The sequence below is a fragment of the Caproiciproducens sp. LBM24188 genome (assembly GCF_054130445.1).
In genome coordinates this window covers 952,044-968,234 of record NZ_CP196862.1, presented here as the reverse complement: position 1 = coordinate 968,234, position 16,191 = coordinate 952,044, and the positions used below count along the sequence as shown (strand labels likewise).

Annotated in this window: 15 protein-coding genes; 8 read left to right on the top strand and 7 right to left on the bottom strand. The window is 45.5% G+C overall.

Going from position 1 to position 16,191, the window contains the following annotated elements:
• Positions 1 to 4: 4 nt before the first annotated feature.
• Positions 5 to 841, bottom strand: coding sequence for a MurR/RpiR family transcriptional regulator (locus ACSVDI_RS04560; RefSeq protein ID WP_457945102.1), 837 nt, complete (start codon positions 839 to 841; stop codon positions 5 to 7).
• A 20-nt stretch (positions 842 to 861) separates the two neighbouring features.
• Entirely contained in the window at positions 862 to 1,791 is a 930-nt protein-coding gene (murQ, locus tag ACSVDI_RS04555) for an N-acetylmuramic acid 6-phosphate etherase (protein WP_457945101.1), read from the bottom strand.
• A 403-nt stretch (positions 1,792 to 2,194) separates the two neighbouring features.
• Here murQ and ACSVDI_RS04550 point away from each other — a divergent pair, with 403 nt between their 5' ends.
• From ACSVDI_RS04550 to pbp4b, 6 genes are all read left to right on the top strand, one after another.
• Positions 2,195 to 3,625, top strand: coding sequence for a PTS transporter subunit EIIC (locus ACSVDI_RS04550; protein ID WP_457945099.1), 1,431 nt, complete (start codon positions 2,195 to 2,197; stop codon positions 3,623 to 3,625).
• Positions 3,626 to 3,639: 14 nt separating this feature from the next.
• Positions 3,640 to 4,692: a MupG family TIM beta-alpha barrel fold protein gene (locus ACSVDI_RS04545; RefSeq protein ID WP_457945098.1), complete on the top strand. Its 1,053-nt coding sequence runs from the start codon at positions 3,640 to 3,642 to the stop codon at positions 4,690 to 4,692.
• Positions 4,693 to 4,825: 133 nt separating this feature from the next.
• Positions 4,826 to 5,083 (top strand): HPr family phosphocarrier protein, encoded by a 258-nt coding sequence (locus ACSVDI_RS04540; protein ID WP_457945096.1) that lies wholly within the window; start codon positions 4,826 to 4,828, stop codon positions 5,081 to 5,083.
• 13 nt (positions 5,084 to 5,096) lie between these two features.
• A complete protein-coding gene (ptsP, locus tag ACSVDI_RS04535; RefSeq protein ID WP_457945094.1) occupies positions 5,097 to 6,743 on the top strand; it encodes a phosphoenolpyruvate--protein phosphotransferase in 1,647 nt (548 codons plus the stop codon).
• 5 nt (positions 6,744 to 6,748) lie between these two features.
• Positions 6,749 to 7,228 carry a PTS sugar transporter subunit IIA gene (locus tag ACSVDI_RS04530; RefSeq protein ID WP_457945093.1) on the top strand — a complete coding sequence of 160 codons (480 nt, stop codon included), beginning with the start codon at positions 6,749 to 6,751 and terminating at the stop codon, positions 7,226 to 7,228.
• A 181-nt stretch (positions 7,229 to 7,409) separates the two neighbouring features.
• Entirely contained in the window at positions 7,410 to 9,629 is a 2,220-nt protein-coding gene (gene pbp4b, locus ACSVDI_RS04525; protein WP_457945091.1) for a penicillin binding protein PBP4B, read from the top strand.
• A gap of 605 nt (positions 9,630 to 10,234) precedes the next feature.
• Here the strand turns inward: pbp4b and ACSVDI_RS04520 are convergent.
• The 5 genes from ACSVDI_RS04520 to ACSVDI_RS04500 form a co-directional block, all read right to left on the bottom strand.
• Positions 10,235 to 10,447: a hypothetical protein gene (locus ACSVDI_RS04520; RefSeq protein ID WP_457945089.1), complete on the bottom strand. Its 213-nt coding sequence runs from the start codon at positions 10,445 to 10,447 to the stop codon at positions 10,235 to 10,237.
• Positions 10,448 to 10,482: 35 nt separating this feature from the next.
• Positions 10,483 to 10,824 (bottom strand): hypothetical protein, encoded by a 342-nt coding sequence (locus ACSVDI_RS04515; protein WP_457945087.1) that lies wholly within the window; start codon positions 10,822 to 10,824, stop codon positions 10,483 to 10,485.
• Between the two features lie 251 nt (positions 10,825 to 11,075).
• Positions 11,076 to 11,282, bottom strand: a complete 207-nt coding sequence (locus ACSVDI_RS04510) for a hypothetical protein (RefSeq protein ID WP_457945086.1) — start codon at positions 11,280 to 11,282, stop codon at positions 11,076 to 11,078.
• Positions 11,272 to 11,373 carry a hypothetical protein gene (locus ACSVDI_RS04505; protein ID WP_457945085.1) on the bottom strand — a complete coding sequence of 34 codons (102 nt, stop codon included), beginning with the start codon at positions 11,371 to 11,373 and terminating at the stop codon, positions 11,272 to 11,274. Before ACSVDI_RS04505 ends, ACSVDI_RS04510 begins: the two co-directional genes overlap by 11 nt.
• 13 nt (positions 11,374 to 11,386) lie before the next feature.
• On the bottom strand, positions 11,387 to 11,860 hold the full coding sequence (locus ACSVDI_RS04500; protein ID WP_457945083.1) for an RNA polymerase sigma factor: 474 nt from the start codon (positions 11,858 to 11,860) through the stop codon (positions 11,387 to 11,389).
• A gap of 592 nt (positions 11,861 to 12,452) precedes the next feature.
• On the opposite strand from ACSVDI_RS04500, the gene ACSVDI_RS04495 reads away from it, so the two are divergent.
• Both ACSVDI_RS04495 and ACSVDI_RS04490 read left to right on the top strand, forming a co-directional pair.
• Positions 12,453 to 13,799 carry a citrate transporter gene (locus ACSVDI_RS04495; RefSeq protein WP_457945082.1) on the top strand — a complete coding sequence of 449 codons (1,347 nt, stop codon included), beginning with the start codon at positions 12,453 to 12,455 and terminating at the stop codon, positions 13,797 to 13,799.
• A 249-nt stretch (positions 13,800 to 14,048) separates the two neighbouring features.
• Positions 14,049 to 16,163 carry a hydantoinase/oxoprolinase family protein gene (locus tag ACSVDI_RS04490; protein WP_457945080.1) on the top strand — a complete coding sequence of 705 codons (2,115 nt, stop codon included), beginning with the start codon at positions 14,049 to 14,051 and terminating at the stop codon, positions 16,161 to 16,163.
• Positions 16,164 to 16,191 lie beyond the last annotated feature (28 nt).

Sequence of the window (16,191 nt, the reverse complement as noted above, 5' to 3'; positions counted from 1 at the left end):
CATTCTATTTTAACCGGGTTATTATGTTCTTGGTTTTCACCAAACACTCTTTTGTAAACTCTATATTATCCTTGGCAATGCCCATATAAAGTAAATCTGTTACAATGAAAGAGGCATTCCGAGAGGCAATAGCTCCCAGCCGCAGCTCACGTTCCGTTGAGGGAATGTAGAGCGGGATATCGGCTAATTTGGACAAAGGGCTTTTTCGGAACTGTGTAATCGCGATGGTGGTGGCTCCGATTTCTTTCGCGAATTTCATAGCGGTGTTTACTTCGTGGGTTTTTCCGCTGTAGCTTACGGCAAGCGCAACATCGTGCTTTGTCATGTGGGCTGCGGCCGCAAATTGGTCGTGAAAGTCGCTGTGATAAATGACGGAACGGTTAATCCGAGACAACTTTTCCATAAAATCCATGCAAACAATACCGGAGCCGCTGATACCAAAAAGATACACCGTTTGACACTTCAGCAGTGCTTGTACCGCTCGCTCCAAGTCCTCAATGTTTAACAGCCGGTACGCTTGGTTCTGCAGCATGGTGTTCAGGTTTTCGGCTTTCTTCACCACAATATCCATAGGGTCCTGTTCCTGAATCATGTCGTCAAAGCTCATGACCTCGTTGGTACTGTCCCTGGCAAGGTCCACTTTCAGCGCAGTAAATCCTTTGTACCCCAACTTGTGGGACAAGCGGATTACCGCGGCGGCTGACACCCCGACTTTTTCACCCAAAGTCTGCGCGGAGCACAGAATCGCTTCATTCCTGTTTTGCAGCAGGTAATCTGCCAGCTTTTTTTCAGTTTCGGTATAACTTGCCATTCCTTCGCGGATTTTATAAATGCAGCTCATGTCATTCCCTCACGGTTATTTCAGCTTTTTGTACGATCGTCGCCTTCTCTTAAAGAACGGATTGCTTTCGAGATATTGCCTTGGGCTTTTTTTAATATTATATCACAATCGTTTTTCGATCGCTTGGTAATCGCCATGCAAATCGCAATTTTTACATTGGAACCGCTTTGCTCCAAATAGTCCGCAGCTTCTTCGTAACTGCAGCCGCTGCTGGACATAATAATGCGTTTTGCCCGCTCCACCAACTTTTCATTGGTCGGCTGTACGTCGACCATCAGGTTTTTGTAAACCTTTCCGTACTTTATCATCAAAGTTGTGGAAATCATGTTCAGAATCATTTTCTGTGCAGTGCCGGCCTTCATGCGTGTAGAGCCGGTAATAACTTCCGGCCCAACGACTGCTTCGATTTTTGCTTTGGCATGTTCTGAAATCTTGGCGCGATATACGCAGCTGATTGCGCCGGTATAGGCTCCAATTTCATTAGCATAGTCCAATCCGCCGATAACATAAGGCGTTCTTCCGCTGGCGGCCAAGCCAATTACCGTGTCATTGTCAGTAAGGCCGATATTTTCCAGGTCATGTCGTGCAAGTTCCAGGCTGTCTTCGGCACCTTCTTTGGCTTTCAGCAGCGCGGAAAAACCGCCGGCGATGATTCCCTGAACCAAGGAAGCGTCCACCCCGTATGTGGGCGGGCATTCACTGGCATCCAATACACCAAGCCGACCGGAGGTACCTGCTCCAATATAAATCACCCTTCCTCCCCGCATCATCCGTTCGTGAATCTGATCGACCAACTCTGCAATTTCCGGCAGAACTTTTTGTACCGCCAGGGCGACCGTTTGATCCTCTCGGTTGATGACATTCAGGATATCGATGGTATCCATTACATCGATGTTTTGACTGTTCGGGTTGGTTTGTTCCGTTTCGAGTGTGTTCAAGTTTATGCTCATTTTATATTTCCCCTTGTTCGTTTCATGTTTGAAGCTGTAAAAAGGCATACATTTGCACCGTTCGTTTATTACACTTTATATTATAACTATATAAAATAAAATTTCAATATTATATTAAATAAATACATGAAATAATTAAGGCAAAAAATTCCAAAATATAATAATATTCAAAAAACATTCGTTATATTACTCGATAACTTTCAATAACTAAAGTTTTATATAGAAATAATTCGCAAAAATTTTAGATTCGCAAATAACATGTACAAAATAATATTTTAATATTTTAAAAAATTTTTTGAAATATTATTGACATATATTGTTTAAATCGTATAATGTAGATAGTCAAATAATCCACGAGGGATGAGAACAAACTTTAAGCGGTAAAGAGAAAGGAGAACTTATGATGGACTATCAAAAAACTGCAAAAGAAGTTCTTGCGGCACTTGGCGGAAAAGAGAACATCGTTGCCAACATGACTTGTATGACGCGGCTGCGGGTAACTGTCTCGGATCATGAAAAAGTGGATGTCCCTTCATTGAAAAAAATAGAGGGGGTGCTTGGCGTTGTCGACTCGGGAACAGTGCAAATTGTTTTCGGCCCAGGAAAAGTACATAAGGTTGGCGAGGAATTCGCCAAACTGACCGGACTGGCGCTTGGCTCGGACGATGCTGCCGAGGACGTGCAGTCCGTTGCCAAAGAAAACAAAGAAATTAATAAAGCGAAGCATAACGGTCCGGTACAAAGGTTCTTAAAACATATTGCAAACGTGTTCGTACCTATTTTGCCGGGCATCATCGCCGCAGGTCTTATCAACGGAATTCTCAATGTCATTAACGTTTCGACCAACAAAGCGATGGTTGGTGTCTGGTGGTACCAGTGCATCGCTGTAATTGGATGGGCACTGTTCTTGTACCTGCCGATTTTCGTTGGCATGAACGCTTGCAAAGAATTTAAGGGCTCCCCCATCCTCGGAGCGCTGGCCGGCGCATATTTTGTGGCAAATTCAGCTATGCCGCTGCTTGCTAAGGTAAATGATGCCGACATTTTACTTCCTATCACTGGAAAAGCCTTTAACCCGAGCAACGGCGGTTTGCTTTCCGCACTGATTGCCGGTATCTTCTTTGCATACCTTGAAAGATGGATTCGAAAAATCATGCCCGATCTGCTGGATACGTTCTTTACGCCGCTTCTCACAGTCATTCTTGGCGGCTTTGTAACGGTAATCGTGCTGCAGCCGATTGGCACATGGCTTACAAACGGCATTTTCTTCCTGCTTAATTTCCTGTATACTGATCTTGGTGCCATAGGCGGCTACATTCTGTCCGCTGGTTTCCTGCCTTTGGTTTCGGTCGGACTGCATCAGGCCTTAACCCCGATTCATGCAATGCTGAATGATCCCAACGGTGCAACAAAGGGTGTCAACTATCTTCTGCCGATCCTGATGATGGCGGGCGGTGGCCAAGTTGGTGCCGGCCTTGCAATCTGCTTCAAAACGAAAAATAAGAAGCTAAAGAGAATGACACGAGACTCCCTCCCCGTCGGCATCCTTGGCGTTGGCGAACCTTTGATGTATGCCGTAACGCTTCCGCTTGGCAAACCGTTTGTGACCGCTTGCTTAGGCGCCGGCTTGGGCGGCATTCTGGCATCTCTGTTCCATCTTGGAACAATCTCCCAGGGTGTTTCGGGCTTGTTCGGTCTGTTAATTGTTGTCCCTGGCCAGCAGCTGCAGTATGTCATTTCAATGGTTGTGGCTTACCTTGGCGGATTTATCCTGACTTATTTCTTCGGCGTTGATGAAAACAGAATTAATGAAGTATACGGTAAAGACGATTAACGGGGTATCATGGTATGAATCACTTTGGAATTTCATTGTATTTGGGAACAGGGCTTCAGAAAAATATTGAAATTCTGGAAAAGGCGCACCGTTCCAACATCAAATATGCATTTACTTCCCTGCATATCCCAGAAGAACAGACAAAAGATGATGCGAATGAAGTCAAAAGCCTTCTGGATGCATGCAAGGAATTCGGAGTTTCTTTAATTGTAGATATTGGCCCGCGAACCCTAAAGAAGATGGGACTCCAAAGCATTTCAGATTTAAAACAGACTTCCATTTCACATCTTAGGGTGGACTATGGGTTTACCTGCCGGGAAATGGTAGAGCTGTCGAAAGACTTCCATCTGGTTTTTAATGCCAGCACGCTCCAGGACAGCCAGATTACCGAGCTACAAAGCCTGCATGCAGATTTTTCAAAATTCAGTGCATGCCATAATTTCTATCCCAAACCGCTTACGGGCTTGTCTTTCGCAAGAGTCGAAAAAATAAACGAGCGGATGCATTCGCTTGGCATGAAAACCATGGCGTTTGTCGCAGGCGACAAAACACTGCGGGAGCCCCTGAAAATGGGGCTCCCTACCGTTGAAGAACAGCGCAATGGAAACGTGCTTCTCAATATGCTTCAACTAATCAAATTGTGCTCCACCGATATTTGCATGGTAGGCGATGTCGACATCAGCGATGATGCCTACCGCCAAATTCAAGAACTGTCGGAAGGCTACATCAGCCTAAAAGCCGATGTCCGACCGGAATACAAATTCATTGCGGAAAGCATCCACCATGACCGGCCGGATTCCAGCGAATATGTGATTCGTTCGCAGGAATCCAGAACATATGCTTCCGAAGGAAGGCTGTTCCCGGTTGAGCCGTGCAGCCCCAGAAAGAAAGGCAGCATCTCAGTGGGCAACCAGGATTACCTGAGGTACTCGGGAGAACTGGAGATCGCCCGAAAAGATTTGCCGCTGGAGAGCAAAGTGAACATTGTCGGTCAGGTCAAACCAGAGTCCCTTCCGTATCTTGATTATATTACCGAGGGCATGGGATTCAAATTCATACTATCATGAGTTTTGTGCCGCTGATTGATGCGGCAGCTTTATAAAGGCGGAAAGTTTTGATTCTCTCTCCCTTTGTGGCGAGAGAAAGTAAATTCGTTCCGCCTTCTTTTTCAAAATACCATTTGCAAAGAGGGCAAATAAAATGAAAGAATTTACGTATCAAATAAAAGATGCAGACGGTCTGCACGCACGTCCGGCAGGACTTTTAGTAAAATGTGCAAAAGAGTGCAGTTCCAACATTACACTGTCTGTGAACGGCAAATCCGCAGATGCAAAACGCCTTTTTGCCGTGATGGGCCTATGTGTTAAGCAGAATGACCTGGTTACCTTTACGGTTGAGGGACCGGAAGAAAATGCGGATTGTGCAAAACTAAAGGAATTCTGCGAAGCAAACATTTAAAGCAGGTGACTCAATGAAAAAACTTCATGGAATCGGTACGTCGGACGGGGTCGCAATAGGCCGTCTGATGCTGTACCAAAACGACAAGCTGTCAATCGAAAAACACTACATTGAAAATACAGAGAACGAACTTGCACGTTTCAAGGCGGCACAAAAACAGGCCGAAGGTGCCCTAAATGAAATCTATCTAAAATTGCTGAAGCAGGTCGGGGAAAAAGATTCCATGATCTTTCAGATTCACATCATGATGCTTCAGGATGAGGACTTTACCGAAGCCATACAAGAGAAAATTGTAAAAGAACAGGTGAATGCCGAGTTTGCGGTTTGGGAAACCGGCCAGGAATTTGCGGAGCAGTTTGCCCAAATGGACTCTGAATATATGCGCGGCCGCAAAACGGATGTCATCGACATTTCACGCCGTTTGATTCAATGCCTGAACAAAAGCACCGCTGCGGGGCCGGTGAATTCTGAAGAACCGTTCATCCTTGCAGCCGAAGACCTGACGCCAAGCGAAACCGTAAAACTGGATCAATCGAAAGTACTCGCGATTGTAACGCGCGTTGGCTCCAGGACCTCCCATTCCGCCATTTTATCACGCACTATGGGGATTCCAGCTGTGGCGGGCCTGGAAGACAACTTTGAGGAATTAAAAGATGGTATGTTTGTAATTGTGGACGGAACGTCCGGCGAGGTTCTTTTGGAACCGGACAAAGCCACCCAGGGAAATTATGAAAAAAGGCAAACCGAATCGATTAATAGCCAGAATAAATTAAAACAATCTTTGGGAAATACCACCATTATGCACAACGGCAGAACCATTGAAGTCAACGCCAATATCGGGCACCCAGGTGACGTGCAAAGCGCTTTGGAAAACGGAGCCGATGGCATTGGGCTGTTTCGCAGTGAATTTTTATATATGGGACGAGACTCCCTGCCGACAGAAGACGAGCAGTTCGAAGCTTATCGGCAGGTATTGAAGAAAATGGGCAAAAAGCCGGTCATCGTGCGCACATTTGACATTGGTGCGGACAAAAAGGTGCCGTACCTTCATCTGCCGGAAGAAGAAAATCCTGCGCTTGGCTACCGTGCCATTCGCATTTGCCTGGACCAGACGGACTTATTCCGGACGCAGCTTCGGGCTTTGCTGCGCGCTTCCGCATTTGGCAATCTAAAAATCATGTTCCCAATGATTATTTCAACTGAGGAAATCAGAACGGCGAAAGCCATTTTAGAAGATATAAAATCGGACCTATCTGCCAAAAACATTGCGTTTGATACCGCAGTAAAGGTTGGAATTATGATTGAAACGCCGGCGGCGGCTGTGCTGAGCAGTGAACTGGCAAAAGAGTGTGATTTTTTCAGCATTGGTACCAACGATTTAACCCAGTATACGCTGGCAGCCGACCGGATGAATGGGAAAATTTCGAAACTGTACAACCAGCGCAATCCCGCTGTGCTGAAAATGATTGAAATGGCCGCCCAAAGTGCCCATCAGGCGGGAATACCCGTGGGCATCTGTGGGGAATCCGCCGCCGACCCCGCTTTAACGGAATTTTACTTAAAGCTCGGTATCGACGAATTATCCGTTGTTCCACCGTCTGTACTAAGCCTGAAAAGCGCTTTACAGCAAGCAATTCAATCTGAATCTGGAAAGGATTAAGTAAAATGACACTGTTTCACAAACACAAAAACGATGGCGTAATTGTTGCACCACAAACAGGGAAAATTGTTTCCCTAGCCGAAGTACCGGACGATATCTTCTCCGGCAAAGTTTTAGGCGACGGAATTGGAATCATTCCTTCCGACGGTAAAGTGCTTGCGCCAGTTTCCGGTAAAGTGGTGCAAATCGCCGACACCCTGCACGCCATCTGCCTGGAAAGTGATGACGGTCTTGAAATACTAATCCATCTGGGACTGGAGACCGTTCAGCTGAATGGGAAAGGGTTTACCTGCCATGTTAAAGAAGGCCAGCGGGTTTCCACAGGGGATTTACTGATGGACATGAATGTGGAAGAAATTAAACAGGCAGGTTACAATGTCGTTACACCGTGCATCATTACCAATATGGACGAGGTAAAAGACTTGACTACCTATGGCGGCAAAGCCGATGCAGGCAAAACTGTTATTATAAAATATTCTTTATAAGAGATAAAAGTCATTTGTGCTTAGCGAAGTATGGGGACCCCATTAAAAAATAGAAGACTTTTTCCGACCGTAGCGGCCGCAAGTGCGGAAAGCAGCGCTGATAAAGGAGTGAGTTGTGGAAAAATTAAGCCTGCAGCGAAAAGTGGATACTCTGTTTTATAGATGAAAAGGAGTGAAAGAGATGAGATTTGCATCTACAAAGGCGCTAAGTTTTCTGCTGACAGCCGGTATCGTTTTCTCTTCTATGCCGCTCACATTCAGTCCCTCAGCTCAGGCGGCTGAAACCAGCCATATTACGATGGCTGCTTCGGTCCCTTCGGGTCTGCAGGCCGACCTTACCTTTCCAGATTGGGCCGGTTATGTGGATGACACCCTTATTATGAATAACAAATATAGCTTCAAAGCCTATAAAGGCCAGGGCGAGCTTTATATCACATGCAATAACCTTAAGAGTGTCAAATTTTTCATTAACGGTAAACAGGTTGATATTTCGCAAGCATGTAACCATAACGGAAAGACTTATAAACTAGACATTTCAAAATGGACGGTGAATGGTATAAATACCATTCAAATTAATGGCTATACTCCGTCCACCGGAAAAATTAATGTAAAAATCCCCTACCCCATCGTAATAAATGGAACCGCCTCCAGCGTTGGCGTGGACCAGGATAAGTTAAACCTGATTGATACGATTATTAATAACGATATTAAATATGGTTTTACAAGCGCACAGCTGGCCATTATCAAAGACGGCGTAATGATTAAAAATACCGCATACGGCACGATAAATGCCTATCAACAGAACGGTACCAGAAAGACCAACTCACCGCGTGTTACCACAAACACGCTTTACGACCTTGCATCCAACACAAAGATGTACGCAACCAATTATGCTCTTCAGAAACTGGTTTATGAGGGAAAAATCGACATCAACGATAAAATCACAAAATATTTCCCCGAATTCAAGGACGGAGCAAATGACCCGATTCGAGGGAAAGAGCAGTTGACCTTGAAAGAACTCATGGAGCATCAGGGAGGTTTTCCGGCAGACCCGCAGTATTTCAATGACCACTACAATCAAGCCACACAGAAGTCCGATCCCAATGTAACAAATTCGCTTTTTTCACAGGATAAGAACACCACGATTCAAATGATTCTGAAGACTCCGCTTCAATATGAGCCAGGAACCAAGACCCAATATTCCGATGTGGATTATATGCTTCTTGGCCTTGTTGTGGAAAAAGTGACGGGTGAACCACTCGACCAATATGTAGAAAATAATATCTACAAACCATTAGGACTTTCCCATATCCTGTACAACCCATTGAAGAAGGGATTCAACGTAAACGACTGCGCAGCAACAGAATTGAATGGCAATACCCGCGACGGCGCCGTCAAGTTTGTGAATGTCCGAACGAACACCCTTCAAGGGCAGGTTCATGATGAAAAAGCTTTCTATTCCATGGGCGGCGTTTCAGGGCATGCCGGCTTATTCGCAAATGCCGGTGACCTTGCAAAGTTGTGCCAGGTAATGCTGAACGGCGGCGGCTACGGAGGGAATAAGCTTTTTGACAAAAATACCATCGATCAATTTACAAAGCGAAAAGATTCTCTTCCGACCTGGGGTCTCGGATGGTGGAGAGAAGGAGACAAAGGTCGCCCGTGGTATTTCGGAGTGGATTCTTCAAGTGACACCATCGGCCACCAGGGATGGACCGGTACCCTGACTATGATCGACCCGGAAAACGATCTGGTTATGGTGTTGCTGACCAATAAAATCAATTCTCCTCTGATTGACAATAAGACCAACCCAAATGATTTTCTTGGCAATAAATTTACAACCGCGACCTTAGGAACTATTTCAGAACTGATTTATGAAGGGATCGAGCATACCAGCGACAGCGCCGTGAATGCAAATATTGCAGAAATGGTAAGCGAAAAATTAAAACTCTATCAAAAAGAAACGGAGAAGTACGACGAGAAGGCAATTTTGCAGGCTACTTACCCGTTGGTTGACACCGCTATTACTCGTGCAGAACAGCATAAAACACCCGAAACGGTCAATTACGCGGAGCAAGCCATGTCCAAATTGCCCAAAGCAGCAGATGCCGCTGTAGTATCCCAGTTTAAAAAACGGCTTTCCGCTTTGGCAACTTATGAATGTGACACCATTCACGATTTGGAAGTGAACAAATTTTACACATTCAAAATTGTAAGTAAAAACGGCAAAGCGCCCACATTCGTCGTTGGAACCCCTGGCGTTTTCCAAAGCAAACTGATTAGGAAAAACGGCAATACCTATTTCTACAAAATTACCGTAATCGGAAAAGTAGGCGATTCTGCGGGAATTTATATCAACGGCAGCTCAAGATGTCTGACCGCAACCATAAAAGCGCGCTAATACGAATTTACTCTAAGATCTGTTGTAATTGTAAAAAGCGAATCTTGCAGCGAATAAATCAATATATGCTTTTAGAGTTTCCATTCCTCTAGGGCTAAAAAATACGGGAAAGTCTTTTCAGGCTTTCCCGTATTTTTGCTTTCCATACTGCGCTCTGGCCATTTTATCCCCTATTCAGATCGTTTCAAGAAAGACCAAGATTGTCCGTACCATCAAAGTTGCACTGGCTGTGGAAAAGCCTTGCATGAGACTGCTTTTGTATTTACGCAACTCAGGAGACTACTAAAGATGTTCTTCTACCTCTGTAAATATAAAAAGATATATGAAGTACGTTCCTTTATTGAGAGAGCAATTAAATGCTATAAGGAAGCAGGATTTATAATGAAGGATATATAAAAGATACACCAATTGGTTTTGGAGAATTTATTAGAATGGAATTTAGTTTTTAATTTCTAATACTCAAAATAGGTAAATCGAAGGAAGTCAAAATGGCTTCCCTTTAAATTTTTCAAAGAGGGTAGTTAAATATTGGTATGTTGTAATTTCCTATAATTTGATGGGTAAGACAGGGTGACCTTTACTTTATAAGAATACACAAAGGTGCTTTATGCTTTTATATCCAATCCTGAAGTTGTAGCTATTCCGCTACTTGGTACTGAGCCTACCTGCATCTCCGCTCTCGCGGCGACGTATGCCTCATGATAAATTGCCGTTGTTTCATCGTAAAACTCGCCTTCCGCCTGCGATTGGTGAGGAAGCCAGCCATTTCTGCAATCATAAGACAGGATTTCAGTTCCGCTATTGTCATAGATAGACATAGACACTCCATTTCGTGCGCCGACCTGTAACATTCCTATAAATGGAAGTCCTGAAAATTGAAAAAACGTGGTAAACCATTTGTGTATTTTGCGTTCATCAACATAGGAGTCATCAAAGAAATCAGCTTTGAACGGTTGGGCGATATATGCTGCGTTTTATATGCGTTGATATATGCTCCATATTGATCTCCCATATATACACCTTTTTTCGCACCTTCCCGTGCCATTTTCTGAATGTTTTCAACCACTTCATCCGGCAAGGAACTGGTATTTTTCTTCCCGAAAGTATTTTCAGTAGAAGTGGTTTGATCTGCTCTTACAGTAGTTTGGGAATTTAGGCGTGAGAAACCTCCCATGCTAAGAGAACTTATATTCATAATAGTGTCCTCCTATTATAAATTATTTTTCTATAAAAATATTATCGGCAGCTTCCGAAAAAACTGAATGTAGACCACAAATGGGAGGGACAACCTTTATAGCTTGTTCCTCCCACTATAGAACAAGATTACTCCAAAACGTATGAAATTGTCATCTGAGCGGATTTATAAGAAATACTACCAAAAGAGCGGAGATCCATCATACGATCTCCAGTAGGACGTGCAATATTTGTCCCATAAATGAGTGCTGTCTAATTTCCAGAGGCCTGTTGTTGTAAAAAATGAACGTCATCCGTCATACCGGACGATTTCCATGAAACATCGGCTGTTTTACCCATCGGGCTAGTTTTGGAAAACACATGATCGATTTCATTATCAGATGGCAAAGCGTGAACGAATAAATGGTCGGCTGCTACAACAGCAGCTTTCAGGGCTTCTTCGGAGTAGCTACTCGGCATTCTCATTGGTCTCCTCATTCAGAAATTGCTGGACTTTATCTTTCGCGCGCTCCAATCGCTTTCGCACAGTCGGTTCCGAGATTCCTAACATCGTTGCAATTTCTTCATTCAAAAACTCTAATAACAATATAACTCTTGGTTTTGTGACAATCCACATCCGAAATATTGTCTAAATGCTCAATGATTTTTACAAAAGTCTGTTCTATTGCGTCTTCCGACAGATAACCGTCCCTCAAAATTTGGTTGGCTACATAAAACATAAGCTTGCGATATTTCTCATATAACCGGGTGAAGTTGTTTTTGCCCTCGTCTGTCTCAAGCATAGACAGGAAAAAGATCAGCATGTTGTGCCCCCCGACAAGCGATACTAAAATTCTAATTTCTAAATGGTGCTCAGCTTTGTCCCGCTCACAATCGGGCAAGAGCAAGGATTGACCATTTTGGCCGGTTTGCTGACCCTGCTTGCATCCGCTTGTTTCATCCTTTTGGTTTCCGCAAAATGCCAGCATCCCACAACAGCATTGATTATCGCTGTTGCATTCTGCATCCTGCCCGCGATTCTGCATACCGTGTGGCATGGAAATACAGCCAACTTTGTAACCTGTGTGCTGCCGTCCGGCGGCGCGGGTATCTCTCGCAACTTTTTCACTTTGCTAAACCAGACTACGTTTATCCAGCTTGGTCCTTGGTACATTTGGTCTCCCTATCTTACAGTCTGAGCGGCCATTCTAGAGATTCCACTGTTTTTCATTTTTTCGATTCATGCGTATTGTAAGCATCAAATAACATAACGCAATGTTGATTCGCACCCGGCTTTCTTGCCGGGTGCTTTTTTCTTGAATTACAATGCCTAAAACCGGTTACAATAATGCCGGTTGAACCAAATCAAAACATTCCGGCGGGAGCTTGGGCACAGTTTTTTCACAAATATTTTCAATCATCTTAGAGAAAATATTTTTCTCATAAGCGCATTTTGATTATTTAAATTGAATTAGGAAATTACTATTGGTAATACTTCAACAATAAGCAAATCATTCCAATTAATTAATTAAGAAATATATACAAAAAAGCGCTTGACATTCAGTCGCTAACATGTTACTATTTAAGCACTGAACTAACATGTTAGTTATTCTTACCTGGGGTGTCATCTAAATTGTAGGGAGGATTTTTATGGTTAATGTTATCATTGGTATCATTATGGTACTATCCTTTTTTGGCATGATCTGGTATTGTGTAAAAGGATACAACCTAATGGTCGGGTTCTTTGTAATGTCTGTTTTCTGGGTTGCTCTTGCACTCATCGGCAATGCCATTGTGCCAACCGAGGCGATGAAAGACAAAACCGTTATTGACGTTTTAACGAACGTTTTTCAGACGGGTCCTGAAAACTACGGCAAATCCATACTGGTCAACGTATTCTTCGGCGCATTCTTCGGTAGAGTGCTGATGGATACCGGTATCGCGTCCACCTTGATTCGGAAAGTCGTGGAACTTGGCGGCGACAAACCACGCATTACAATGACACTGCTGTGCGTTGTGACTGCTCTGATCTTTACTTCCATGACCGGAATTGGCCCGGTAATTTCCATCGCAGTTATCGTTCTTCCGATTCTGCTTTCTTTGGGAATTTCGGCTCCTGTTGCATTGTTCTCTTTCATGGGTTCCATCATGGCCGGCATTTTCGCCAATATTGTCAACTTTAAACAATATCAGGCGATCTTCGCCACCGCAAACCCGGATTACGCCAGCTATGATTACAACTCCTACTTCAGCTTTGGCGTAATCGCAATGGTTGTGGCCCTTGTTGTTGTGCTGGTCGTTGCAAACATCAGCCTGAAGCGCAAGAAGGTCTCTCACGCATGGGCGGCTAGCGCAAACACAGAAGCCGTGGCAGATGCTCCGGCTATCTCCTGGATCTCCGTTCTTCTGCCTGTGATTCTAGTTGTGGCGTTCAATGTCCCGATTATTCTTGCGTTCGTTATTGCAGCGCTTTATGCACTGCTCACCTGCAGAAAACTGTCAGGCGGCTTCGGCGAAATCTGCCGCAACCTGGCAAAGCTTTTCGCAGACGGCGCTGTGGATGTCGCCCCGATGGTCGGCTTCCTGCTTACTCTTTCCATGTTCAACAATGCAGCAAACTTTACGGCTCCTTATTTCAAGACTTTGATCGGCGGATTCATTCCGACTTCTGCTCTGCTCATCTGCCTGATCTTTGCGATTTTGACTCCGCTTGGCTTCTTCCGTGGCCCCATGAACTTGGTAGGTTGCGGCGCCGCTATTCTTGCGGTTGTTGTAGGAATCGCCAGCTGGCCGGTTCAGTTCCTGTATCCCCTCTTCGCCGTTACCACCATTGCTCCTCAGCATCTTGACATTACACAGTCCTGGGTTGCATGGGGCTTCGGCTACACCAAGGTCAACACGAAGGACTACATGAAGATGTCTATTCCGACCGGCTGGATTGTCGGCGCGATTCTTTGCATCTCCGTCTTCTTCCTGTATGGCGGCCTGGTACACTAAAAGCTGATCTGATTAAGGTTTGCTTTTCCCTGAGTTCTGCACAGCGGAGCAGCGTGTTCTAAAAGCATAGGGTGTTCCTTGCGGAGCAGAACCCGGATTTTTGATTCAGTTGCTTGTTGAATCGGGTTTTGACTGAAATCCGATTCAAAATCACACGAGCAGGTTAAGACGAACCTTGTAGGATTCATCTAACCTGCTCGATTTACAAATGAAAGGAAACGAAGGAATTCAATGGGCAGATCCGTTAGAATGGGTATTGATGTCGGAGGCACTCATACCAAAGCAGTGGCCATCGACAATCAAACGCACGAAATCATTGGCAAATCATCCGTAAAGACCACCCACAGCGACCCCAGAGGTGTTGCGGCAGGTGTTGTTCAGTCCTTCATGAACTGTCTGAAAGAAAATAACATTAAGCCGGAAGAAGTTGTGTTCGTTGCGCACAGCACCACGCAGGCGACTAACGCATTAATCGAGGGCGACGTCGCCACCGTCGGCGTGGTTGGAATGGCAAAGGGCGGTTTTGAAAGTTTTCTTGCAAAACGTCAGACCCAGCTCGACAACATCGACCTTGGCAATAAAAAACAAATTAAGATTGTCAACAGTTTTATCAATACGAAGAAACTGACACCGGAAACAGCGGATCAGCTTGTGGAAGAGCTCAAAAAACGTGGGGCTCAGGTCATCGTATCCTCCATGGCATTCGGCGTAGACGACAACGGCCCCGAAAAGCTGGTACATGATGCCGCGGAGAAAAAGGGCATGCCCACCACGATTGCGTCTGATATTACCAAACTGTACGGTCTGACCCGCAGAACCCGCACCGCCGCAATCAACGCGAGCATTCTGCCAAAGATGCTGGACACTGCGAATTCCACGGAAGCATCCGTGCGCGAAGCCGGCGTAAACGTGCCGCTGATGATCATGCGCGGCGACGGCGGCGTTATGGAAATCAACGAAATGAAAAAGCGTCCCGTGCTCACCATGCTTTCCGGACCTGCTGCCTCGGTCATGGGTTCTTTGATGTACCTGCGCGCTTCCAATGGTGTTTATTTTGAAGTTGGCGGCACCACGACAAACATCGGCGTAATTAAAAACGGGCGTCCCGCCATCGACTATTCCATCGTCGGCGGCCACCCCACTTACATCAGCTCCCTCGACGTACGCGTGCTTGGTGTGGCAGGCGGCTCCATGGTTCGTGCAAACAAGGACGGCATCATTGACGTTGGCCCGCGTTCAGCACATATCGCCGGTCTGGAATATTCGGTTTACAGCGACCCGAATAAAATTGTCGGGCCAAAAGTGGAATTCTTCTCCCCGAGGCCGGGCGACCCCAGCGACTATGTTGCGATTCGTCTGGAAAACGGCGAGCGCGTGACAATTACCAACTCCTGCGCAGCCAACGTGCTGGGCCTTGTGAAGCCGGAGCATTTCTCTTACGGAAATGTGGAAGCTGCCAAAAAGGCCATGAAGGCATTGGCAGATTACTGCGGAACCACCGTGGAAGACATCGCCAAGCAGATCATGGAGAAATCTTACGCAAAGATTGAACCGGTAATTTTGGGTCTTGCCGAAAAATACAAGCTGGAAAAGGACCAGATTTCTCTGGTAGGCGTCGGTGGTGGCGCATCTTCCCTGATTATCTATTTCGCGGAGAAAATGGGGCTGAAATACAGTATCCCGGAAAATGCAGAAGTCATTTCCTCCATTGGTGTTGCTCTGGCCATGGTGCGTGACGTAGTAGAACGTATTATCCCTTCGCCCAGTCAGGACGACATTCGTTCCATTAAGACCGAAGCTATGAACAAGGCCATTGAAAGCGGCGCTTCTCCGGAATCGGTAGAAATTCACATTGAAATCGATCCGCAGACCTCAAAGGTAACCGCAATCGCCACCGGTTCGACCGAAGTAAAAACCACAGACCTGCTGAAGGAATGCGACGTAGAAGAAGCCAGAGAACTGGCTGCTGAAGACATGCGCATCAGCAAAGACAAAACCGAGCTTCTGGAAGAATCCGCATACTTCTACGTCTTTGGTGAAAAGCCGGAACGTGCTGGCTCCCCGGTCGCCGTTCGTATTCTGGACAAAAAGGGATTTATCAAGGTTCAGCGCGGGCATGCCAAAGTTCTGAAAACCACGGCAAAAGACTACCTGGAAGCCGTGAAAAAGCTGTGGGACGACATGGCCGTTTACCAATCCGAACTGATTGCCCGGCCGGATTACTACCTGTGCCTGGGCGCCAGAGTAATGGACTTTACCGCGATAGATTTCAAACAGTTGGAGCTGCTGATGGGAATTGAGGTTTCCATGATGGACCCGGATACCGAAGTCATTGTGGTAGCCGCAAACATGAAGCAGAACTAAGCCGCGGTTCCGTTTTGGCGGCGGGCCG